At 63.6% G+C, this 22,096-nt stretch carries 25 protein-coding genes and 2 pseudogenes; 20 read left to right on the top strand and 7 right to left on the bottom strand.

Annotation, left to right across the window (positions count from 1 at the left end):
• The first annotated feature begins 59 nt into the window (after positions 1 to 59).
• Genes IVB22_RS31975 through IVB22_RS31965 form a run of 3 tightly spaced genes read left to right on the top strand, consistent with a single transcriptional unit; the run spans position 60 to position 3,114 of the window.
• A complete protein-coding gene (locus IVB22_RS31975) occupies positions 60 to 1,589 on the top strand; it encodes a CHASE3 domain-containing protein (RefSeq protein ID WP_247521149.1) in 1,530 nt (509 codons plus the stop codon).
• Positions 1,586 to 2,026 (top strand): response regulator, encoded by a 441-nt coding sequence (locus tag IVB22_RS31970; RefSeq protein ID WP_247521148.1) that lies wholly within the window; start codon positions 1,586 to 1,588, stop codon positions 2,024 to 2,026. The genes IVB22_RS31975 and IVB22_RS31970 overlap by 4 nt, the downstream gene beginning before the upstream one ends.
• Positions 2,023 to 3,114 carry a sensor histidine kinase gene (locus IVB22_RS31965; protein ID WP_247521147.1) on the top strand — a complete coding sequence of 364 codons (1,092 nt, stop codon included), beginning with the start codon at positions 2,023 to 2,025 and terminating at the stop codon, positions 3,112 to 3,114. The genes IVB22_RS31970 and IVB22_RS31965 overlap by 4 nt, the downstream gene beginning before the upstream one ends.
• Position 3,115: 1 nt before the next feature.
• Here the strand turns inward: IVB22_RS31965 and IVB22_RS31960 are convergent, their stop codons facing one another.
• Complete coding sequence (locus IVB22_RS31960; protein ID WP_247521146.1) at positions 3,116 to 3,907, bottom strand: IclR family transcriptional regulator; 792 nt, start codon at positions 3,905 to 3,907, stop codon at positions 3,116 to 3,118.
• 169 nt (positions 3,908 to 4,076) lie between these two features.
• Between IVB22_RS31960 and IVB22_RS31955 the strand changes: the two genes are divergently transcribed.
• From IVB22_RS31955 to IVB22_RS31930, 6 genes are read left to right on the top strand one after another with little or no spacing between them, the layout of a single operon-like run.
• Positions 4,077 to 5,054 carry a tripartite tricarboxylate transporter substrate binding protein gene (locus IVB22_RS31955; RefSeq protein ID WP_247521145.1) on the top strand — a complete coding sequence of 326 codons (978 nt, stop codon included), beginning with the start codon at positions 4,077 to 4,079 and terminating at the stop codon, positions 5,052 to 5,054.
• 11 nt (positions 5,055 to 5,065) lie between these two features.
• The gene (locus tag IVB22_RS31950; RefSeq protein ID WP_247521144.1) at positions 5,066 to 5,683 is read left to right on the top strand and encodes a flavin reductase family protein; all 618 of its coding nucleotides are present in this window, start codon (positions 5,066 to 5,068) and stop codon (positions 5,681 to 5,683) included.
• A gap of 59 nt (positions 5,684 to 5,742) precedes the next feature.
• Complete coding sequence (locus IVB22_RS31945; protein ID WP_247521143.1) at positions 5,743 to 6,603, top strand: fumarylacetoacetate hydrolase family protein; 861 nt, start codon at positions 5,743 to 5,745, stop codon at positions 6,601 to 6,603.
• Positions 6,604 to 6,607: 4 nt separating this feature from the next.
• Entirely contained in the window at positions 6,608 to 7,411 is an 804-nt protein-coding gene (gene hpaH / locus IVB22_RS31940) for a 2-oxo-hept-4-ene-1,7-dioate hydratase (protein ID WP_247521142.1), read from the top strand.
• Between the two features lie 20 nt (positions 7,412 to 7,431).
• Positions 7,432 to 7,815, top strand: a complete 384-nt coding sequence (locus tag IVB22_RS31935) for a RidA family protein (RefSeq protein WP_247521141.1) — start codon at positions 7,432 to 7,434, stop codon at positions 7,813 to 7,815.
• Between the two features lie 24 nt (positions 7,816 to 7,839).
• Positions 7,840 to 8,715 carry an amidohydrolase gene (locus IVB22_RS31930; protein WP_247521140.1) on the top strand — a complete coding sequence of 292 codons (876 nt, stop codon included), beginning with the start codon at positions 7,840 to 7,842 and terminating at the stop codon, positions 8,713 to 8,715.
• Positions 8,716 to 8,737: 22 nt separating this feature from the next.
• On the opposite strand, the gene IVB22_RS31925 is transcribed toward IVB22_RS31930, so the two are convergent.
• Positions 8,738 to 9,679, bottom strand: coding sequence for an AEC family transporter (locus IVB22_RS31925; protein ID WP_247521139.1), 942 nt, complete (start codon positions 9,677 to 9,679; stop codon positions 8,738 to 8,740).
• 134 nt (positions 9,680 to 9,813) lie between these two features.
• Here IVB22_RS31925 and aat point away from each other — a divergent pair, with 134 nt between their 5' ends.
• On the top strand, positions 9,814 to 10,488 hold the full coding sequence (aat, locus tag IVB22_RS31920) for a leucyl/phenylalanyl-tRNA--protein transferase (RefSeq protein ID WP_247521138.1): 675 nt from the start codon (positions 9,814 to 9,816) through the stop codon (positions 10,486 to 10,488).
• A 95-nt stretch (positions 10,489 to 10,583) separates the two neighbouring features.
• Here the strand turns inward: aat and IVB22_RS31915 are convergent, their stop codons facing one another.
• On the bottom strand, positions 10,584 to 11,567 hold the full coding sequence (locus IVB22_RS31915) for a DUF2155 domain-containing protein (protein ID WP_247521137.1): 984 nt from the start codon (positions 11,565 to 11,567) through the stop codon (positions 10,584 to 10,586).
• 366 nt (positions 11,568 to 11,933) lie between these two features.
• Between IVB22_RS31915 and IVB22_RS31910 the strand changes: the two genes are divergently transcribed.
• From IVB22_RS31910 to IVB22_RS31880, 8 genes and pseudogenes are all read left to right on the top strand, one after another.
• Complete coding sequence (locus tag IVB22_RS31910; RefSeq protein WP_247521136.1) at positions 11,934 to 12,713, top strand: SDR family NAD(P)-dependent oxidoreductase; 780 nt, start codon at positions 11,934 to 11,936, stop codon at positions 12,711 to 12,713.
• A 31-nt stretch (positions 12,714 to 12,744) separates the two neighbouring features.
• Positions 12,745 to 13,692, top strand: coding sequence for an alpha/beta hydrolase (locus IVB22_RS31905; protein WP_247521135.1), 948 nt, complete (start codon positions 12,745 to 12,747; stop codon positions 13,690 to 13,692).
• A 176-nt stretch (positions 13,693 to 13,868) separates the two neighbouring features.
• Positions 13,869 to 14,096, top strand: a complete 228-nt coding sequence (locus tag IVB22_RS31900; RefSeq protein ID WP_247521134.1) for a type II toxin-antitoxin system RelE/ParE family toxin — start codon at positions 13,869 to 13,871, stop codon at positions 14,094 to 14,096.
• On the top strand, positions 14,096 to 14,416 hold the full coding sequence (locus IVB22_RS31895) for a helix-turn-helix domain-containing protein (RefSeq protein WP_247521133.1): 321 nt from the start codon (positions 14,096 to 14,098) through the stop codon (positions 14,414 to 14,416). Before IVB22_RS31900 ends, IVB22_RS31895 begins: the two co-directional genes overlap by 1 nt.
• A gap of 80 nt (positions 14,417 to 14,496) precedes the next feature.
• Positions 14,497 to 15,698: pseudogene (locus tag IVB22_RS31890) on the top strand (citrate transporter).
• Between the two features lie 137 nt (positions 15,699 to 15,835).
• Positions 15,836 to 16,759, top strand: coding sequence for a hypothetical protein (locus tag IVB22_RS31885; RefSeq protein WP_247521132.1), 924 nt, complete (start codon positions 15,836 to 15,838; stop codon positions 16,757 to 16,759).
• A 67-nt stretch (positions 16,760 to 16,826) separates the two neighbouring features.
• Positions 16,827 to 16,961 (top strand): hypothetical protein, encoded by a 135-nt coding sequence (locus IVB22_RS41455; RefSeq protein ID WP_256467485.1) that lies wholly within the window; start codon positions 16,827 to 16,829, stop codon positions 16,959 to 16,961.
• Between the two features lie 172 nt (positions 16,962 to 17,133).
• On the top strand, positions 17,134 to 17,646 hold the full coding sequence (locus tag IVB22_RS31880; protein WP_247521131.1) for a hypothetical protein: 513 nt from the start codon (positions 17,134 to 17,136) through the stop codon (positions 17,644 to 17,646).
• 16 nt (positions 17,647 to 17,662) lie between these two features.
• Here IVB22_RS31880 and IVB22_RS31875 read toward each other — a convergent pair whose 3' ends face one another.
• The gene (locus IVB22_RS31875) at positions 17,663 to 18,601 is read right to left on the bottom strand and encodes a GlxA family transcriptional regulator (RefSeq protein ID WP_247521130.1); all 939 of its coding nucleotides are present in this window, start codon (positions 18,599 to 18,601) and stop codon (positions 17,663 to 17,665) included.
• A 129-nt stretch (positions 18,602 to 18,730) separates the two neighbouring features.
• On the opposite strand from IVB22_RS31875, the gene IVB22_RS31870 reads away from it, so the two are divergent.
• Entirely contained in the window at positions 18,731 to 19,435 is a 705-nt protein-coding gene (locus IVB22_RS31870) for a DJ-1/PfpI family protein (RefSeq protein WP_247521129.1), read from the top strand.
• A gap of 465 nt (positions 19,436 to 19,900) precedes the next feature.
• Here the strand turns inward: IVB22_RS31870 and IVB22_RS31865 are convergent, their stop codons facing one another.
• The 3 genes from IVB22_RS31865 to IVB22_RS31855 all read right to left on the bottom strand — a co-directional run bounded on the left by IVB22_RS31865 (position 19,901) and on the right by IVB22_RS31855 (position 21,587).
• Complete coding sequence (locus IVB22_RS31865) at positions 19,901 to 20,596, bottom strand: hypothetical protein (RefSeq protein WP_247521128.1); 696 nt, start codon at positions 20,594 to 20,596, stop codon at positions 19,901 to 19,903.
• A 67-nt stretch (positions 20,597 to 20,663) separates the two neighbouring features.
• A complete protein-coding gene (locus IVB22_RS31860; RefSeq protein ID WP_247521127.1) occupies positions 20,664 to 21,104 on the bottom strand; it encodes a MarR family winged helix-turn-helix transcriptional regulator in 441 nt (146 codons plus the stop codon).
• 72 nt (positions 21,105 to 21,176) lie between these two features.
• Positions 21,177 to 21,587, bottom strand: a complete 411-nt coding sequence (locus IVB22_RS31855) for an NADH:ubiquinone oxidoreductase subunit NDUFA12 (protein ID WP_247521126.1) — start codon at positions 21,585 to 21,587, stop codon at positions 21,177 to 21,179.
• A gap of 401 nt (positions 21,588 to 21,988) precedes the next feature.
• Here IVB22_RS31855 and IVB22_RS42130 point away from each other — a divergent pair.
• Positions 21,989 to 22,096 (top strand): annotated as a pseudogene (locus IVB22_RS42130) (DUF4118 domain-containing protein); the annotation flags it as partial.

Raw genomic sequence — 22,096 nt, 5'->3', positions numbered from 1 at the left:
GGGATGCAAAAGGGGTTGCCAGGGGCGCTTGTTCCGTTTGTCCATGACACGAGATCACCGTGACCGTTGATGCCCAGCGCAAGCGCGCCATGGGCCACATCCTGCTGCTTGTGGCGGGGCTCTTGGTATTGACCGCCATCAGCGCCGCTTCGGTCCATCTGGTGAACAAGGCGCGCGAGGACGCGCGCGCTGTTCTGCACACTGTTGAGGTTGAAAGCCAGATATCGCTCGTCCAACTGCAGTTGCGGCGCGCCGAAAGCGCGCAGCGCGGCTACCTCGCGACGTTGCGGCCGGATTTTCAGGCCGATTTTACGCAAGCTATCTCCGAACTGACGCCGGCGCTGACGCGGTTGAGCCAGCTCGTCAGCGACAATCCGGTTCAAAGGCGGCTCATCAACGAGATGATGCCGCTCTACGACCAGCGCATCGAGGAATTCCGCACCACCATCGAACTGGCCCGGTCCCAGCGCATGAACGATGCCGCCAAGATTGTTCGCGAAGGCATCGGACGCGACACCATGAAACATATCGACGATCTCGCGGTGCGGATGCGGACCGAGGAAGACCGTCTGTTTGTCGAGCGCACGACCAATGCCGATCGCAGCCAGACGCTGGCGGCCTCGATCACCGGCATCGGCTCGGGTCTCGTGGTCGTGCTGGCCGGCATCGCGATCTTCCTGGTCCGGCGTTCGTCGCACGCCCGCGACCAGGCCGACGCCAGGCTGCGCGATAGTCATGTCAACCTGGAGGCAACGATCGACGAGCGCACCGCGGACTTGCGCGAAGCCAATGACGAGATCCAGCGCTTCGCCTACATCGTCAGCCACGATCTGCGCTCGCCGCTGGTGAACATCATGGGCTTCACCAGCGAGCTGGAGGAATTGCGCGGCGACATCTTCAAGCGGATCGCAGCGCTTTCCCGCGAGCAGTCCGCCGCACCATCAGCCCCTGAAAATGCCACCGATACCGCCGAGCCCGTACTCGAAGGCTCCGACAAGCAGATCTCGGAGGACTTCTCCGAGGCGCTCAGCTTCATCAAGTCGTCGATCGGCAAGATGGACCGGCTGATATCGGCGATCCTCAACCTCACCCGCGAGGGACGACGCGAGTTCGAGCCGGTCTGGATCGATACCAGGGAACTGATCGAGGGCATCGTGGAGACCGTGGCGCATCAGGCCGCGGAAGCCCAGGCCGAGATCCGGATCGACGCGCTGCCGAATATCGTCAGCGATCGCCTTGCGCTCGAGCAGATCTTCTCCAATCTGATCGACAATGCGCTCAAATACCTCAAGACGGGGGTCCCCGGCGAAATCACGGTGCGCGGCCGCACCAAGCTCGGCTTTGCGATTTTCGAGTTATCGGACAATGGGCGTGGTATCGATCCCAAGGACCATCAGCGCATTTTCGAGCTGTTCCGCCGCGCCGGAACCCAGGATAAGCCGGGGCAAGGTATCGGCCTTGCCCACGTCCGCGCCTTGGTGCGTCGTCTGGGAGGCACCATGTCGGTCGCGTCGGAACTTCACCAGGGCAGCACGTTCACGATTACGTTGCCCATTAATTGGTCTGCCAACCGGAACACACGGCCATGAATAATCCAGTCACCATCATCATGATCGAGGACGATGAGGGTCATGCCCGCCTGATCGAGCGGAATATACGCCGATCCGGTGTCAACAATGAGATAAAGCCGTTCACCAGCGGTACAGCCGCCCTGAACTACCTGTTTGGCAAGGACGGGACGGGCCTCGACCACAAGGGCAGCGCGCTCCTGATCCTGCTCGATCTCAATTTGCCCGACACGACCGGCATCGACATTCTGAAGCGGGTCAAGGAAAATAAATATCTCAAGACCACGCCGGTGGTGGTGCTGACCACGACCGACGATTCGCACGAGATCAAGCGCTGCTACGAACTCGGTTGCAACGTCTACATTACCAAGCCCGTGAACTACGAAAGCTTTGCCAACGCCATTCGCCAGCTCGGTCTGTTCTTCTCTGTCATTCAGGTCCCCCCGGCCGCCACATGAACAAAGCTGCGCCGACACTCCTGTATATCGACGACGACGCTGGCCTTGCCCGGCTGGTCGACCGCGGCCTGACGCGGGCAGGCTTCAAGGTCGTCCACGCGGCGAGCGGCGAGCAAGGGCTGGCGCGGCTGGCGCAAGGCGGCATCGATGTGGTTGCGCTTGACCAGTACATGCCGGGTCTCGACGGCCTCGAAACACTGGAACAGATCATGGCGATAGCGAACGCCCCGCCCGTGGTGTTCGTCACAGCCGCCCAGGATTCGGCGATTGCCGTCACGGCGCTGAAGGCCGGCGCCGCCGACTATCTGGTCAAGGATATCAGGGGCGATTTCATCCCGCTGCTGCAGGTCGCAATCGACGGTGCGCTGCGCCAGGCCGAGCTTCAGCGCGCCCGCGACGAGGCGGAAGCCGAGGTTCACGCCTCGCGCGACCGCTATGCGGCGCTCGCCGCCGAACGCGAAGTGCTGCTGCGCGAAGTCAACCACCGCGTCGGCAACTCCTTGCAGATCATCGCCTCGCTGCTGCACTTGCAGGCCAATTCGGCGACCCAGGACGATGTCAAGGCGGCGCTGACCAATGCGATGGGCCGCGTCGCCGCGGTCGCCCAGGTGCATCGCCGCCTCTACACCTCGCACGATCTCAAGAGCGTGTTGCTGAACCAGTATCTCGAAGCCCTGCTGGAAGACCTCCGGCGTTCGGCCGAAGGCAACAAGATGTCGCGGCTGACGCTAAAGGCCGAACCGATCGAAATCGACCCGGACCGCGCGGTGGCGATCGGCATCATCGTCAATGAGCTGGTGATGAACGCCGTCAAATACGCCTATCCCGACGGCGCCGGTCCGATTCACGTCGAACTCAAGCCCGAGGGCGAAGACCTCGTGGTCGCGATTGCGGACGACGGCGTCGGTCTCAACGCCAAGGCCGACCCACGCTCCACCGGCATGGGACAACGCATCGTAAGCGCAATGGCCGCCAAGCTGGACGCCAGCGCCGAGCGCGATCCGGACCATCACGGCACCAGGATCGTGCTGCGCTTCCGCCGCGCCCCGGCAGTGGCGGCAAAGGCGACCAACGCGGCGGCGAGCTGAATTAGGCTGGCGTCGCCGCTTCTATCGCACGTGCAGCCGCAACAAGAACATCCGCCACCTCGATCGCGCGGCGCGGGCTCAACCTGTTTCGTATGGCGGAGAGCGTAATCGCGGCGGCGGGCTGGCCGTCCGGCGTTCGTATCCAGGCCGAAAGCGACTTCGTCCCCTGCACGAGCCCGACGTCACGCAGATTGTAGCCCCGTCGGCGCGCAAGCTGGATCTGGCCGATCACCGTCGCCGTATCGGTCCGGTAGGCGCCAAATCGCGTTTCGTTGGCGAGCACGATCTTGCGCGCCTCCGGAGCAGGCATGGCGGCCAGGATTGCGACCCCGGCGCTGCTGACGCCCAGCGGACGCCGTACACCGACCTCGATCGACAACACCTGGATCGGATAGCCGCCGATGCGGCGGGCCACGCACAGCGTATCGAGCCCGGTGCGCACCGTCAGGAACAGTGTATCGCCGAGTTGCGCCGATGCCTCCGCGAGATGCGGCTCGGCTGCAACCATCAGGGGTGAACGCGATGGACGCGCCAGCGCCAGTTCGGGAACCTGACGGCCGACGACATAATTTCCCGTCCGCTCGCTGCGCTCGACAATCCCCTCCTCGATCAGCACATGCACGATGCGATGTACCGTAGGACGAGCGAGCGAGGTTGCTTGCACGACTTCCGCCAGAGATACGCCTCTTTCCCCGCCAACCGCGAGCGTCCGCAGCACGGCCAACGCGCGGCGGATCGCCTGCCCGCCCTGCTGCGGCCCTCGCCTGAGCGCCTTTAACCGACCGTTCGTCATACACGTCGTCCGTTGTCCACAATGTAGACAAAAACACCACAATTTGGTCGACAGCGGAAGGGCCGCGCGCAACATCGCGGCGCGGAACAATAGATGCGCATGCCGCTGGGACGGGGCTCGCGCAAAACAAGAATATAGCGGCGGATATGCCGCTTTTCGGGAGAAAGCGATGAAATTTTTCGCGATCGCAGGCGTCGCTGTATCAGCACTATTTGCGGCTTCGTTGAGCACGCCGGCCGACGCCCAACAATGGCCGGCGCGGCAGGTACGCCTGATCGTCCCTTATCCGGCGGGCGGCAATGTCGACAGCGCCGCACGCGTCATCGCCGACAGGCTCCAGGCCAAACTGGGCCAGCCCTTCATCGTCGAAAACAAGGCCGGTGCCGGCGGCCTGATTGCCGGCGAGGCGTTCGCGAAAATGCCGCCCGACGGCTACGCCTTGTTCGTCGGCGCCAACGGCCCGGTGCTGTTCGCGCCTGAGATCGCCAAGCGCGACGCCTATAACTGGAAGCGGGATTTCGTCCCCATCACCTCGATCACGATGACGCCGCTGGTACTCGAAGTGCATCCCTCGGTTCCGGCCAAGGATCTGAAGGAATTCATCGAACTTGCCCGCCGCGATCCCGGCAAGCTGACGATGGCCTCGCCCGGCCAAGGCACCACCAACCATCTGCTTAGCGAGCTGATGCAGTCCACGCTCGGCGTGCAATGGCTGACGGTGCATTACCGCGGCAACGCGCCTGCCCTCAACGACCTGATCGGCGGACAGGTTCAATTCGCGCTGGACCAGATCTCGGTCGGACTGCCTTCCATCAAGAGCGGCATGTTGCGCGCGCTCGCCGTCACCGGCAGCCACCGCGCCTCCTGGCTTCCTGATGTCCCGACCTTCACCGAACTCGGCCACAAGGAGTTTGACGGCCAGACCTTCACCGGCCTGTTCGCGCCATCAGGCACGCCGGCCGAGATCGTGACCAAGCTGCACGAAACGCTGGCGGCGATTCTAAAAGATCCCGCCATCGTCGAGAAGTTCAATGCGCTCGGTGCCGAGGCGGTGTCGATGACGCCGGCGGAGTTCACGAGCTACCTCGAACGAGAGGACGCCAAGTGGATTCCCGTGGTTCGCAAGGCGAACATCAAGGCTGACTAAGGCGCATCCCGATGCGGATCGATCCTGCATATCTCGACGCTGAAACGGCCTACCGGCTGATCACCGGCGTCGTGGTGCCTCGTCCGATCGCCTGGGTGACCAGCCTGTCGGGCAGCGGGGTGCTCAACCTCGCCCCGTTCTCTGCCTTTACCTTCGTTTCGCCGAAGCCGCCGATGCTAGCCATCAGCGTCGGCCGCAAGGGTGGAATCTACAAGGATACCGCGCAGAACATCCTCAACAACGAGGAGTATGTCGTTCACATCGCGGATTCGAGCCTGATGACGGCGGTGCACGAGAGCTCCACCGAGCATCCGCCCGATGTCAGCGAGGTCGACGAATTGGGACTTGCGACGCTGCCGGGAGAACGCATCAAGGTGCCCCGTCTCGCCGCCGCGCCGGTCGCGATGGAATGCCGCTTCCGGCAGTGCCTCGAATTTGGCGAGACCCGCAGCCGGCTCATCGTCGGCGAAGTGCTGGTCTTCCATATCAGGGATGGACTGCTGAACAACGGCAAGATCGAAACCAAGGCGCTCGATCCGATCGCCCGCATCGCCGGTCCGCGTTATGCCACGCTCGGCGAGATCGTCACCCTGAAACCCGTATTCCAGACTTCGAAAACTGAATCCTGAAGCGTCGCAAGGCGCGCTGCTGCCCGCGTGAACGCGGCGCTGATCCGGAGATCCACGGCATGCATCTCTTAAGCTTTCTCGCAGACGGTGAGCCGCGCTTCGGCGCGGCCGTTGCCGGCGGCGTGGTCGACCTCACCCAACGGCTCGGACCGAAATGTCCTGACCTTCGGACCCTGATCGCCAAGGACGGCCTGGAGGTTGCGCGCCAAATGGTCGCCGGCCTCAAGCCGAACCATGCACTCGACGATATTGTCTTGCTGCCGCCGATCCCCAACCCGGAAAAACTCTGGTGCATCGGCGTCAACTACAAAGACCGCAACGCCGAGTACAAAGACAATTCGGACCTGCCGAAATATCCGAGCCTGTTCGTCCGCAACCCCTCCTCCGTCGTCGGCTCCGGTCAGCCGATCGAAAAGCCGAAGATCTCCGAACAGCTCGACTATGAGGGCGAGCTTGTGATCGTGATCGGCAAGGAAGGACGACACATTCCCCGCGAGCGCGCCTTTGAGCACATCTTCGGCATGACGCTGTGCAACGAGGGCAGCGTTCGCGACTGGCTGCACCACGGCAAATTCAACGTCACGCAAGGCAAGAATTTCGACCGCTCGGGCAGCATCGGGCCGTGGATCGTCACGTCGGACGAATGCGATCCGCGCGGGCCGCTCGACATCGTCACCCGCGTCAATGGCGAGGTCCGCCAGAACGATTCCACCGAGCGGCTGATGTTCCCGTTCGATTTCCTGGTCGCCTACCTCTCCACGTTTGCCACCCTGAAACCCGGCGACATGATCGCGACCGGCACCCCGACCGGGGCCGGCGCCCGGTTCACGCCGCCGCGCTGGCTCAAGGTCGGCGACGTCGTCGAGGTCGAATCCAAAGGCATCGGCACCCTTCGCAACACCGTGACGGAGGAGCAATAAGCCGATGCTCGATCAACAGACCGTCGAACGGCTGGCGCAGCGCCTGGATGACGCCGAGCGCAGCAAGTCGCTGATTCCAGCGTTCACGCGCGAATACCCGGATCTCACGATCGAGGACGCCTACGCCATCCAGCGCGCCTGGACCAAGCTGCAGCTCTCCCGCGGACGCGTCGTCAGGGGGCACAAGATCGGCCTGACATCGAAAGCGATGCAGAATGCCGTCGGGATTTCCGAGCCGGATTACGGCGTATTGTTCGCCGACATGTTCTACCCGGATGCATCGCCGATCCCGTTCGACCGCTTCCACGCGCCTCGCATCGAGGTTGAACTGGCATTCGTGCTGAAGACGCCACTGAAGGGCCCGGATTGCACGCTGTTCGACGTTCTCAATGCCACCGACTACGTCACGCCGGCGCTTGAAATCCTGGAGACCCGGATGCATCGCGTCGACCCCGAGACCAAGGCGCCGCGCAAGGTGATGGACACGATTTCCGACAATGCCGCGAATGCGGCGCTGGTCGTCGGCGGGCGGCCTATCCGTCCCCTCGATTTCGACCTGCGCTGGATTGGCGCGCTGTTGTTTCGCAATGGCCAGATCGAGGAGACCGGGATTGCCGCCGGTGTCCTCAACCATCCCGCCAACGGCGTGGCCTGGCTCGCCGATCGCCTGGCCGCCCAGGGCGAGTATCTCGAAGCCGGAGAGGTGGTGCTGGCCGGATCGTTTACGCGCCCGGTCGACATCACCAGGGGCGACACGTTTCATGCCGACTACGGCCAGTTCGGATCGGTGTCCTGCCAGTTCGTCTGAACAAGAAACGGAGAGCAGTGATGACACGGCGCAAGAGCATTCATATCGGCGAGTTCAAGCACGCCAATCCCATTCCGAACGCCTGCCGCATCGGCAATCTCCTGATGTCCGGCGTCATCCTCGGCCGCGACCCAGCGACCGGCAAGATGCCGGAAAAGATCGAGGACCAGTGCGCCAACATGTTCGGCCACATGAAGGCAATCGTGGAGGCTGGCGGCGGGACCACCGACGACATCATCAAGATGACGGTGTGGCTGCAGGATCGCACGCAGCGCGCGCCTGTCAACACCGAATGGCTGAAGATGTTTCCCGACGGGCATTCGCGTCCCGCCCGCCACGCGCTGCAGATGGACATGGAAAACGGCGCGCTCGTGCAATGCGATTTCACCGCCGTGATCGGCTGACCGCGACCAGTCAAGGAACCTGACATGCCGACCTATCTCCCATTCGACCCGAACCCGCGCCGTCCCTCAAAACTGCCGCCGCCGAAGAGCATCGATAGCCAGTTTCATGTGCTGGGTCCGCTGGACAAATATCCGGTGCGGCCGGGCGCCGCCTACCAGATGCCGACCGCGACCTGGGAGGCTGCATTGCGCGTCCACAAGGCGCTCGGCATCGATCGCGGCATCATCGTGCAGACCACGACCTACGGCGCCGATCATTCCGTAGTGCTCGACGGCCTCGCCGCGATGGGACCGAACTATCGCGGTTGCGCCAACGCGCTGGTGTTTGCCGAAGCCGATGATGCCTATCTCGCCAAACTTCACGACGCCGGCGTGCGCGGAGCCCGCTTCAGTTTCCGGCAGGAACTGGGCGCGGTGCTCTCGGACAAGGATTTTGCCCGCGCGATCGCGCGCATTCGCGAACTCGGCTGGTACGCAAAAATCCAGCCGGAGAAGGACGGCATCGTCTCCAGCGTCGCCAAATACGAAAACCTCGACGTGCCTGTGCTGATTGATCACATGGCCCGTCCTGACCCGACGCGTGGCAAGGAAGATCCGAATTTGCAAAAGATGCTGGAGCTTCTGTCGAAGGGCAATTTCTGGGTGATGCTGTCGCTCGGCGAAAAGACCTCGAAAAATGGCCCGCCCTGGGACGACGTCATGCCGATCGCGCGCGCCTATATCGAAGCCGCCCCCGACCGCTGCGTATGGGCCAGTGACTGGCCGCACCCGGTTTCGGTGGTGCAGCCGCCCAACGACGCCGACCTGCTCGAGCTCCTCTATCGCTACGCGCCCGATGAGGCCGAGCTGCGGAAGATCCTGGTGGCCAATCCCGCCAAGCTGTTCGGGTACGCGGACTAGAATTACGACGGTTGTCGCACGCCTAGCGCAGCGTGACCGTTACGAATGCTACGATGACGGGCAACGTCACTGCGGCCAAAACCGTGCCGAGAGCCACTGCGCCCGAGACGGCTTCGGTGAGCCGTCCGTACTGGGCCGAGAAGATGTAGGCATTGGCGCCGGTTGGCATCGCGGCAAAGAGGACAACCACCGCCGCGGAAATGGGCGGCAGCGCCAGGACGTAGAACGCAAGGATCGCGGCAATGGCTGGCATCGCCAGCAGCTTGAGCGCGCACATGACGGCCATCGCGACTGCCTGGCCCTTGATCTTGAATCCGAAGAGATTGATGCCGAGCGCGATCAGCGCCGTGGGCGACCCCGCCTGCGCTAGCAGTTCCAGCGTCTTATCCGCAACGGGATGCAGCCCCAATCCGGTCAAGCGCCAGAGGAAGCCGAAGCCGAGCGCAAGCATGATCGGATTTCGCGCAATCTCCCGTACCGCCCGCAGGACCAGTAGCGGTGCTGACTCGGAAGGCTTCCGCTCGGCCCATGCCATCTGCAGCGTGCCGCAAAGCCAAAGCAGCGGCGTGTTGACCGACAGGATCAATGCCATCGAGCCGGCCGCCTGACTGCCCAGAGCCGACAACGTCAGGGGAAGGCCGAGCATCACGATGTTGCCGTAGATCGAGCCGATCGCGAGGACCACGCCGTCAGGCCGGGATTGCCGAAGAACGGATGACGCCAGAAGCGCGACGATCCATGTCGCCGCCGTTGCCCCGTAATAGGCGCCCCACACCGCGAAGGCGTTGACGGCGGGAAATTCCGCGACGACCACGATCCGGAACAGGAGCGCTGGAATGGCGATGCTGAAGGCGAACTCGGAAATACCCTTGTGCGCCGTCGGGGAAATGAAGCGTAGCGCAACTGCCGCATAGCCGGCCGCAATCAAGGCGAACACCGGAACGACGATCAACACTGCGCTCATGCTGCACTCATTTGCGGGAAGTCGGTCGGGCGGATTGCCTTACCATCATCCGTCTCGCATCGTGCGGCTACGGCTGCGCACTGATTGTTTGCGGAACGTAGCATAGGCCCCCTCCGTCCTGCTATCATCAGCCCATGACCTCGCGCGAGTCAGCCGTTTCCGAAATCACGCCCGAAGTGCTGCTGCGGGCCTATGCCTGCGGCATCTTCCCGATGGCCGAGAGCGCCGGTGACCCGACGCTGTTCTGGGTCGAGCCGGAAATGCGCGGCGTGATTCCGCTTCAAGGATTCCGCATCGCCTCGCGGCTGGCCCGCACCGTGCGCTCGGATGCCTTCAGTGTTACCGTCGATACCGCCTTTAAGGCGGTCATCGCGGGCTGCGCTGCGCCGCAGCCGGGGCGCGACGACACCTGGATCAACAAGCGCATCCGCGACCTCTATGTCGGGCTCCACGAACTCGGGCACTGCCACAGCGTCGAGGTCTGGCAGGACGGCGACCTCGTTGGCGGCCTCTACGGCGTCAGCCTCGGGCGAGCCTTCTTCGGCGAAAGCATGTTTCACCGTACCCGCGACGCGTCGAAAGTGGCGCTGGTGCATCTGGTGGCGCGGCTGATCGCGGGCGGGTTCGAGTTGCTCGACACCCAGTATGTCACCGAACACCTGCGCAGCTTCGGCGCGGTCGAGATTTCGAGGCGACGCTATCGCGCCTTGCTCGACAAGGCGATCGCAGGCGAGCCTGCGGATTTTATGCGGTTACAAGCCAGCATCAGCGGCGAGGAAGCGCTCGCGATTATTGCACGGAGCCCGTAGCCCGGATGGAGCGAAGCGCAATCCGGGATCGGTGCCTCCACTGAGAGAGCGGCCCCGGATTTCGCTTCGCTCCATCCGGGCTACGTTCTTTGCGGCTAATTCCCGAACAATCCGCCAAACAATCCACCCGGCCGCTGCTGCGGCGGAGGCGGCGGCGGTGGAGCCTGTTGCGGCTGCGGCTGGAATTGCGGTTGCGGCGGCGGTCCCGGCGGGCGCGGCGCTGCCTGCTTCGGCTGCGGCGGACGCTTTGCGGCCGGCGGCGGCGCCTTCGGCGCTTCGGGCTGTGCGCTGACGATGGTCTGGTCGGGGCCTTTGCAGTCGGTCAGCCAGATGTCGTAGACGGGGTGCTCGACGCCATGCAGGCCAGGGCTTGCAGCGTACATCCAGCCCGAGAAGATCCGCTTCACCTCGCCCTGCAGCGTGATCTCGTCGACCTCGACAAAGGCGTCGGTGTTGGCAGCTTCCGTCGATGGCCGCGTGTAGCAGGCGCTGGTCTTCACGCGCAGCGCGCCGAACTGCACGGTCTCGCCGATATCTTCCTCGAAATTGATGATGCGGCCGGTGATCTTGTCGAGGCCCGAGAAGGCAGCCTTCTTGTTGGTGATCTTGGTTGCCGGCGGCTCGGACACGACCTCGTCGCCCGGCTGCAGGGTCGCCGGCGAGCTCGGCACGCCCTTGGCTGGCGGCTGGCGCTGGCCCGGCGGCGCGTTGGCGACACCCGGCTGGCCCGGCTGCGGCGGCTGAACCGCAACACCCGGCTGCGTGCCTTGCGGAGCGACGGTCGTTCCCGGCGGCGGCGCCAGCGGCTGCGACTGGAAGCTTCCCGGCGGCGGAGCGCCCTGCCCCGGCGGCGGACGGTTCGGGGTCGGCAACAGGCGGCCGCGCGGCAATTCCGGCACTTCCTCGTCGTCGTCGGGGAATGGTTGCTGCTGCTGATTGCCGCGGGGAATGGCGCCCGGCGGCCGCAGCGGCGGATCGGAAAAGATATTACCGATCTGCGCCTGCGCTGGCGGCACAAGCGAAGTCGTGGTGGCGGCGATCAGCGCCGCAAGACCGGTCAGGGCAATGGTTCGAAGCATCTCGCGGCTTTTACAGGCGAATCGGGCTCGCGACATAGTACAGACTTATCCGCCGCTCGCGTCCCATCCGGTTAACACGGCGAATACGGCGCGGAAAGGGCGGCCTGCCCCCTTCCCGCCGCACTCGATCATGGCCCGGAAAGGCGGAAAGCGGCTTTCGATAGTCGCGCCCACAATTCCGATCATGGCCCCGGAAGGCCGAAACCGGCTTTCGTAGTCGCGCCATGATCTCGATCATGGCTCCATGATCTAGTCATGCCCCGCTTCAGATGAAATAGTCGCTTCCGTTCGCGCGAGGGTGCCCACTCCTGGCGCGAAAACCACCAAAATCCGGGATAACCGGACAAGCGAGAGGAAACCCCAGCTATGCCCGATCGAATTCGCCTCGATGGCAGGGTTGCCGTCGTGACCGGCGCGGCCGGCGTCATCGGAACCGCGACCATCCGCCTCCTGGCCGAACGCGGCGCCCGTATCGTCGCCATCGACCGCAGGGAGCAGGATCTCGCGGCCGCCATCAAGGACCTTCCCGCCTCCGCCGAAGCGCTTGCGGTGACGGCTGATGTCACGCGGGAGGACGAGGTCGCGGACTATGTCCGCGCCACCGTCGACAGGTTCGGTGCGATCGACGCCTTCTACAACAACGCCGGCATCGAGGGCGACATCAAGCCGATCCCGGAATATTCGCTGGAGAGTTTTCGGCGCGTGCTCGATGTCAACGTGGTCGGCGTCTTTCTCGGAATGAAGCATGTGCTGCCGGTGATGTTGAAACAGAACAAGGGCAGCATCATCAACACCGCCTCCATCGCAGGCCTGATGGGATCGCCGATGATCGCCGTCTACAGCGCCAGCAAGCACGCGGTGATCGGTCTCACCAAGAGCGCCGCCTGGGAATGCACCGGCACCGGCGTGCGGGTCAATTGCGTCTGCCCCGGCCTGATCGACAGCCGGATGCTGAGCACGATTTTGCAGGGCCGCAATCCCGGCAATGAGCCGCCGCCGAACAAAAAGATCGTCGACCGGATTCCGGCGCGGCGGCTCGGGCAGGCGTCCGAGGTCGCTTCCATCGTGGCGTTCCTCGCCTCCGACGAGGCGAGCTATGTCTCCGGCTCCGCCTATACGGTCGACGGCGGCCGCACCGCCGCCTGAGCTCCAATCAACGCACGAGGTCCTCGCCACCATGCCCGTCACGCTCGATGCCGATGCCGCCGCCGTCTACAAGGCTTTCCAGGAAGCGGGCCGTCCCGCCTATGAAACGCTGACCGCGCCGGAAGCGCGCGAGTATTACCGGAACGCCCGCGTCGTCAGTAACCCCGAACCGCCCGCGCTTGAATCGAACAAGCCGCTGTCGATCCCCGCGCCGCACGGCGCGATCCCGGCGCGCATCTACACCCCGAAGACGCTGCGCAAGAACAATGGCCTTGCGCCGTGCCTGGTGTTTTTTCACGGCGGCGGCTGGGTGATCGGCGATCTCGATACCCATGAAGTCGCCTGCCAGAAGCTTGCCCATGAGGGCGAGTTGATCGTCATCTCGGTCGACTACCGCCTGGCGCCGGAGCACAAATATCCTGCCGCTGTCGACGACGCCGTCACCGCAACCAAGTGGGTTGCCGCCAACGCCGGCCAGCTCGGCATCGACGCCGGGCACTTGCTGGTCGGTGGCGACAGCGCCGGCGGCAATCTCGCCGCCGTCGTGGCGCTGGCTGCGCGCGACGGCGACGGTCCAAAACTCGCGGGCCAGGTGCTGATCTATCCCGCCACCGATTTTGCGATGAGTCATCCCTCACACAGCGAACCCGAGACCAGCATTCTGCTGACGCACTCCGTGATCAAATGGTTCTGCAACCACTATCTGAACGGCACGGCCGACATCGATCACTGGAAAGCCTCGCCCGCGCGCGCGAAAACGCTCGCCGGCCTGCCGCCGGCCTATGTGCTGACCGCCGGCGCCGACCCGCTGCGCGATGAGGGCGCCGAATATGCCGCGCGGCTCAAGGACGCCGGCGTGCCCATGACCTATCGGCACTTCCCGGGCCAGTTCCACGGCTTCTTCACCATGGGCAAGCTGCTGCAGCAGGCCAACGTCGCAGTCAGCGAAATCGCCGCATGGCTGAAGGCGCTGAAATAAACAGCTGCCAACCTGGACATTATATGGTACATGCCCTGTATATAGGTCGCCATGGCCGGTAGCGATCCGCGCAAGATACCGGTGGTGTTTTATCGAACGCGCGGCGGAAGGAGATCGTACGGGATTGGCTTCGTGCTCTCGACGAAAGGGATCGGAATGCAATCGGTCTCGACCTGATGCGTATCCAGTTCCGCTGGCCGGTGGGAATGCCGCTCTGCAGGCCGATGGGCGAAGGATTGTGGGAGGTCCGCACGAGCCTTCCGAGCAATCGAATCGCACGGGTATTATTTTGCGTCATGGCGGAACGCATCATTGTGCTGCACGGCTTCATCAAGAAGACACAGAAGACACCCGACGATGAGCTGGCACTGGCTCGCAAACGAATGAAGGAATTCGGACACTGATGGCAAAACGCACGACAAAAGTCCGGAAAAGAAAAGCTGTCCGTTCGACGGTCGGCTTCAGCACGCTCGACGGATTCCTCAAGGATCAAGGCAAGCTTGAGGAGTTCGAGGCGACGGCCATCAAGGAAGTGCTGGCATGGCAGATCGTTGAGGCGATGAAGGCAAAGAACATCTCCCGGAAGGGCCTTGCCGAACGGATGAAGACCAGCCGCAGCCAGATCAGCCGCCTGCTCGACCCGAAGGATGGAAATGTGACACTGTCGACGTTGCAGCGAGCGGCCAAGATGGTGGACCGGTCCTTGCGGCTCGAACTGGTTTAGGTCGCGGCAGGCAGTCGCTGAGCCTGTGGCTTTGGGGCGCCGGGCCGCCCCCGGTGCAGCGGCCTAGTGCCGCGAAAGATATGTTGGTGTTCGGAATACCCGTCGACTTCATCCTGTTCGCGCTGACGCTGCTCGGGGTCGCGCTGTTCCATCACAAGACGCTTCAGGTCGCGCTGGCCGGCCTTGCTGCGATCATCGTCTACAAACTGGTCTTCACCGGCTTCAAGCATGGTGCGGGCCTCGCCGGCCTTGGCCACCACATGGCGCATGAGTGGGTCACGCTCGGCAATCTGTTCCTGCTCTTGATGGGGTTTGCGCTGCTGTCCCGGCATTTCGAGGAAAGCCGGATCCCGGATGAGATGCCGGCGCTGCTGCCGGACGACTGGAAGGGTGGCGTCGTGCTGCTCGTCCTGGTGTTCGTGCTGTCAAGCTTCCTCGACAATATCGCGGCGGCCTTGATCGGCGGCACCGTTGCGCGCCACGTATTCCGCGGCAAGGTTCACATCGGCTATCTTGCCGCGATCGTCGCGGCCTCGAACGCCGGCGGATCGGGCAGCGTCGTCGGCGACACCACGACGACCATGATGTGGATCGCCGGCGTCAGTCCCCTCGCGGTGGTGGAGGCCTATATCGCGGCCATCGTCGCCATGCTGATCTTCGCCGTGCCCGCCTCCATTCAGCAACATCGCTACTCGCCGATCCAGAAGGATGCGTCGAAAGGTTCTGAAGATCGACCCGACGCGGGTTTTCATCGTCGCCGCCATTCTGATCGCCGCGCTGGCGGCCAACATCACCGCAAATCTCAAGTTCCCGGCGCTGCTCGATACAATTCCCGTTCTCGGCATCGCCGTCTGGGTGGTCATTCTGCTGACGGCGGGACTGCGCGCGCCCGATTGGAAGGTGATGCCCGAAACCTTCAAGGGCACGATCTTTCTTCTGGCATTGGTCACCGCGGCCTCGCTGATGCCGGTCGAGAAACTGCCGGCCGCGTCATGGCCGACCACGCTCGGCCTCGGCTTCGTCTCCGCCGTGTTCGACAACATCCCCCTCACCGCACTCGCGCTGAAGCAAGGCGGCTACGACTGGGGCTATCTGGCCTATGCCGTCGGCTTCGATGATCTGGTTCGGCTCGTCGGCGGGCGTCGCTTTGTCGAACATGTATCCGGAAGCCAAGTCCGTCGGCCGCTGGGTCAGCCAGGGCTGGCCAATAGCTCTGGCGTACGTCGTCGGATTTTTCGTGATGCTGGCCCTGCTCGGCTGGAACCCAGACACGCCGCATTAGCTTTGGCCCATGCGCACCGGAGGTGATGGCCAGCCCCTTCCCGGCCACCATCTTGTTGACCGGCGTCATCAAGCCGCAATCTCTCCCATTTTCGGGCTAGTCTTCGCAAATAACGAATCTGCCTGCTGATTCGGCAGATGATCGTGACGCGCGGGGGTATTGCCATGGCATTTTTTAAGCGCGAATTTTTTAAGCGGGAACTCGACCCGATCGAGCGCTTCGAGAACGCGCTGAAGGAGAAATTGGCGGCCCGGCAGAAGCTGGCCGACCGCTTGAGCGTTGCCGAAACGGAACTTGCTGAGAAACGCGCCGCGGCCGAACGGCTGGCGGTGGCAGGAGCTGCCGCTGCCCGGCTCGATCGGGCAGAGGCCGACATGCGTGCTGTCGAAGAGCGCACCAAGACGTGGCGCGCCGCATTGGTGGAACACGACGAGCAGGTCGCTTCGGCCGAGCGCGCACTGGCCGATGCCAAGGCACAGCGCGACCGCGACACGACGGCAGACCAGATCGAGGCGATGGCTACGGCCATCGAGCGCGCGGCGCCGGGTTTTGACGCAAGTGCCACGGCGCTGGTCGAGGCTGTCACCAAAGCTGCGCTGTCGATATCGGACGCAACCAGGTTTTCGAGCAACGTGGATGCCGTCCGTCGCGAGGTTCTCTCCGCGGCCGACTTGATATGCTGGGAGCTACGATCCGCCGCCGTTCGCACACGTGCAGGCAACGCCAACCTCGCCAGCCTCACGCTATCAGAGTCGGAGCAGCTGGTATCGCCGGAGATCGAACGGCAGTTGATTTACACCCTCCATCCCCTGCTTTGGCGCGAGGACGGCGAGGTGCGCAAGGTTTCGGCCTTTACCCTGGTCGGGCTGCCCAAAGCGCTGCTGCCGCTAGCGCTGCAGCATCAGCATGTGGACCATCTCAATGCCCGCCGTGTGCAGACCCTGATGCATCTTCACGGCAGCGCAGGACTCGGCGAACCCGAGGCTGACGATCCGCAGCTCGTCGATCTCGATGCCTTGCTCGCAGAGGGGACGCCGAGCGCACAAGCCGACGTTGCGTAAGCCAGCGCAGATGACCACGGGCAAGCGCTGAACCAACCCTCCTGGCGAACGTTGTCCGGATTCATTGATGAACCCGGGTTCGGCGATGCGGCTACGCGTTGTCACGCTCAACGTCTGGAATCGGCAAGGCGATCCGAAGCGAACCGGCTTGATCAACCGGGAACTGCGCCAGCTGGCGCCCGATCTCGTGTCCTGCCAGTGATCATTCGGCGTTGTGGCCGATCGGGAAATCAGCGCCGCTTCCTGAGGAATCGCCCTGCTCGGGGTTCCCCCGGAAATCGGGTGGCCGCCGCGCCACCATCCTGCGATCCCAACGTTCACGAAGCAGGCTGTGCTGTCGGAGTGAAGCACGGCCGTGGCAGTTGGAGACACCAATGAAATCCGAAAGCGCAAAGCAAACCGCCGTATCCGAAAACGATCCGGCAATCCGAAATCCGTTCGGCGTCATGGACGTTCCGCATCCAAACGATGATGACGTGACGCAGTTCGCCCGCAACACGGCGCCGGAGGAATCTGCCACCGACGAGAATGCAAAGCCGTGGAGCGCTCAAGATACCAGCTACCCACACGGCACGATCGAAGGTCAGTGGTCGAGCCGCTGGAAGGGCGCTGCGGACCCCACCATACCGGGAGATACTCCCGATAAATGGAAACAGGGCCAGGGCGAAGCAAGAATCGTCGGAGACCGCGTGTACTTGTTATTCGATTGGGATTCCGGCAAGCGCAGGGGCCTCATCGACGCACGGCGCGAAGGTCCGCGCCGGCTGGTGGGTAAGTATATCAACCTGAACAACCCGGAGATCACAGTCCCCTGGGTTGGCCTGGTGGGGAGCGATCAGAGAATAGACGGTTACTTCACGCAAGGCCGGGTGGATTTCCGGAGATAGCGGATTTCCAATGCCGCTACCCCGCCCGCGCCGCGCGGCGCAGCGATTGCGGCGGCTGGCCGAAGGCACGGATGAAAGCGCGGCGCATCCGCTCCGGATCGCGGAAGCCCGTGGTTTGCGCGACACGCTCGATCGCCTCGCTCGAGGACTGCACGCGCTGCCGCGCCACCTCGATGCGCAACCGCTCTACCGCCTTTGACGGCGTGGTGCCGGTCTCCGCCATGAAAGCGCGGGTGAAATGCCGCGAACTCATGCCGGCCTGTTCGGCGAGATCCTCGACCGTGAGCGGCGCATCGAGATTCTCGCGCGCCCAGGCCAGCAGTGGTCCAAAGCGGCCGTTCGGTGCCTTCAATTCCAACAACGAAGAGAACTGCGACTGGCCGCCGCTGCGGCGGTGATAGAGCACCAATTGCTTGGCGGTTTTCTGCGCGATCTCGTCGCCGTAATCCTCCGCGATCATCGCCAGCGACAGATCGATGCCGGCCGATATGCCGGCGGACGTCCAGATGTCGCCATCGCGCACGAAGATGCGATCCGGCTCGAGCTTCACCTGCGGATAGGCTTTGAGAAAATGCCGCGTGCGTTGCCAATGCGTGGTGGCGCGGCGGCCGTCGAGCAGGCCGGCCTCCGCGAGGATGTAGGCACCGGAGCAGACGCTGGCGATGCGGACGCCACGCCTCGCCATGGCGCGCACGAAGTCGAGTGTTTTCTCGCAGGTCGCCGCCTGCCGTACGCCCTCGCCCCCCGCCACGATCAGGGTGGTGATGGCGCCCGAGGACTTTAGCCCGTGTGCAAGCATCTCGACGCCCGAGGATGAGCGCGCCGGCCCCGGCGTCACCGCCACAACCCTGATTGAGGGTGCATTTTCAGCGAAGCGCGCCCCGATCTCGAACACCGAAATCGGGCCGGCGGCATCAAGTAACTGGAAATCCGGAAACACGAGAACGCCGATCATCATGCAGCTCGCTTTTTGGCTGATGTCCTAATTTGGCCTATGTCCTGAAATGAGGGAAATATGCCGTTTCGGACACGAAGCGACCATGTCAGGATGCCTCCCGTCAAGCCAAATTTTCCGGAGGTCACGATGTCCGCGCCGTCTCAAACTTCCACGCCGCTTCAGATCGGCCTCGTGCTGTTCCCAAAAGTCACCCAGCTTGATTTCACCGGTCCGTTGCAGGTGTTCTCCAGCCTGCCCGGCGCGAAGGTGCATTTGATCTGGAAGCGGATCGAACCGGTCACGAGCGATTCCGTACTGGTGCTGACGCCGACCACGACCTTTGCGGACTGCCCGCAGCTCGACGTCATCTGCGTGCCCGGCGGGTTCGGCACCGACGACATGATCAACGACGAGGAGATGCTGGCCTTCCTGCGCAAGCAGGCGCCGGGCGCCAAATACATCACCTCGGTCTGCACGGGTTCGCTGGTGCTCGGCGCGGCCGGCCTGCTCAAAGGGTACCGGGCGGCGACGCATTGGACGGCGATGGATTTCCTGAAAGCCTTTGGTGCGATCCCGACCAAGACGCGCGTCTGCGTCGACCGCAACCGCGTCACCGGCGGCGGCGTCACCGCAGGCATCGATTTCGCGCTGACGCTGGTTTCGCTGCTGCACGACCAGAGGACCGCGGAGGCCATTCAGCTCCGGCTCGAATACAACCCGGCACCCCCGTTCAATTCCGGCTCGCCGGACACCGCGCCGCCGGAAGTGCTCGCCTCCATGAAAGACAGGATTGCACCGGCGCAAATCCGCCGCGGCGAAATGATCGACCGCGCCGCCGCGCGGATGGGGTGACGCTGTTCAGAAATCGTCATGTCCCGGACGCGGCGCGGCACGATAGTGACGCGACGCAGAGCCGGGACCCATTTGGATGCGCGTAGGTCCCGGCTCTGCGGTGCACCGTTGCACGCTGCACCGCGTCCGGGACACGTGAGCGTCGCCACACAGAAAAAGGCCGCCTGGTTTCCCAGACGGCCTTTCCTTTCCTACGGCAGCCACACATTAGCGGGCGATTTCAGGACGTCTGCACCGGGGGCCTATCTCCCGGCCGGTGTCCTACTCGGTGGCCGCTGCTCGCCGGGACAGTCGCGAACTGGAGCCCGGCACCGACGCGATGGTTTCCCATCTCCGTAAGATGTCCCTATTGAGCCGCAGCCTCGCGGAGAGCACAAGGCGGCGGCGATGGTTGTACCCGCTGATCCCGCTATCCACAGGAGAAGCCCGTGCAAAGCCGGAACGTATGTGCAGCGCAACCAGGCTTCAGCCCGGCGCGCGCTGGCTGGTCTGCGCCAGCTTCGCAAAGATAATGCCGTGTACAATCAGATACATCGGTACCAGCACGGTCGGAATCAGCGACCATGGCAGTAGCTGCACCGCTTCCGAGCCTTCCCCGGCGTGAATGATCTGCAGCGGCGAACCATTCGCGGAGAGAATTCCGAATGCAAGCGCGGCCACAAGGTCGAGCATACCGAATGCATTCCACGTCCAGACCAGCGCCCTGCCTTGCCCGCGCAGCGCGAGCCACGCCACGGGCAAAGCCAGCACGCCGGTTATGATATCGCCCCAGCCCGCCGAGGTTGGAAATGGCCCGGCAAGCCGGCCTTCGGCCGCAAGCAGGAGGAAAAATCCTCCCGCCACACGCCAGACGTTCAGGCCGATCAGGAAGGGCATCGGCATCCCGAGCAGCGAAGCGCGCACGGACGGCGAGATCGACGCCGCAACGGCAGTCGCGACCAGCGGGAGCGCAATCATTGAACCGATCATCGGCGGCCCCACCGGGTTCGTTCCGAGGAACAGCTTCGCGCCGGCGAGCGCCGCAGCAAGACCGGTCCACAGGCCGGCACCGACCGAAAGGGCGAGGCGTTGTGACCTGCTGATCGGCATCGCGCCGGTGAGCGCATTTATGCTGACGATGATCGCGGCAACGAGAACGATGATTCCAATGAAGTCGAGCACGACGTCTCCTTTATGTGTAGTTACACTTATTGGAGTAAAGGAAGTGCCGGGCACTCGCCGGCTCGTCTCATCCCAAATTTCGGGAGCTCAAAAGCTTCAACGCGGCCTGGCCGTCAGCGCCGAGCAGTTTGCCGATATGCGCCTGCGCCTTCGACCAATAGGGAAATCCACGGCGAACGAGACCGCGCCCCTGTGTGGTGATCGCGATCATGCGCGCGCGCGGATCCTCACCGGCGTTGATCGAAATCCAGCCCTTGCCTTCCAAGAGCGTCAGGTTGCGGCTCAATGTGGTGCGCTCCATCCCAAGCAGGCTCGCCAGCTTGCCAATCGGCATTTCACCGCGGAGCATCAGTTGCGACAGGATCGTGAACTGCGTGGCGCGCACGCCTGAACCCTGCATATAGGAATCGTAGAGCCGGGTAATCTTCCGCGCGGCCTGCCGCGACGCGAGGCAGAAACAGCCGGCTGCGGCCATGTAGTCGGGATCGTGATCGGACGGTTGTTTCATGTCATTAGTGTATATACACCTATAATACCCGACAAGATGTCGGCAGCGAAAGGGGATAAACTTATCGAGAGTTCAGCTTCCCGGCGTCCAGGCCTGGTAGTCGCCGGTCGCCTTGGGGCGGCGGCCGCTGGCGAGCGTCGAGCCGGAGGGACGATAGGCCGCGGGCGTGCCGGTCATGTTGGGAACATGCGCCTTTTCCCATTCCCGCGGCGTGTAGCTCTCCTCGGTCGGGGCGATGTCGACGGTGTGATGCAGCCAGCCATGCCATGATGGCGGCACGCGGCTCGCCTCGGCATAGCCGTTATAGATCACCCAGCGCCGCTCGAAGCCGAGCGTCGGATCGATCTTGCGGCCCTTCGTGCGATAGTAGCGGTTGCCCTGCTCATCCTGGCCGACCAGTTCGCCGAATCGCCATGTCCACAATTGCGTGCCGAACGTCTGACCGCTCCACCAGGTGAAAAATTTCAGCAGAAACAGCTTCATGAGGGCTCGGCCGGTTCGAGATGTCGTGTCGTTCTGATGCCACCGGAGCGCCGGCTTGTCCAGACAAAGGCTGATATCGCAGCCCTGCCGGACCGGTCCTTTGCACGGCCCGATCGCGCCCGCGCATGGTCGCGGAATCGGCGCAATCCGTTCATTCCGCGTACAGTTCCGACCTGACAGGCTGAGTTTGCGCGCAATCAATACGCGGGCCCGGGAACGTCCGCCCGCTGAACGGGTTAGGGCCTATATCCCGTAAATGGAGTCGACAATGATCAATCTAAAAGTTTTGAGCACAGCGGCTGCGATCGCGCTTGTGTTGCCGATGGTCGCGCCGGGTATTAGCGCCGTCCAGGCGCAGGATAGAGGCGGCGGGGCGGCCGGTGGCGGCGGTGTCCGAGGCGGCGGTGGTGGCGGTGGCGGCGCGCTTCGGCCTCGCCCCCTCGCTCGCGGCGGTCGTGGCGGCCTCGCTCGCCTACAACTTCTTCTTCCTGCCGCCGGTCTACACCCTG

The sequence above is a fragment of the Bradyrhizobium sp. 190 genome (genome assembly GCF_023073415.1).
Classification (GTDB): domain Bacteria; phylum Pseudomonadota; class Alphaproteobacteria; order Rhizobiales; family Xanthobacteraceae; genus Bradyrhizobium.
This window is presented reverse-complemented; position numbering and strand designations above follow the sequence as displayed.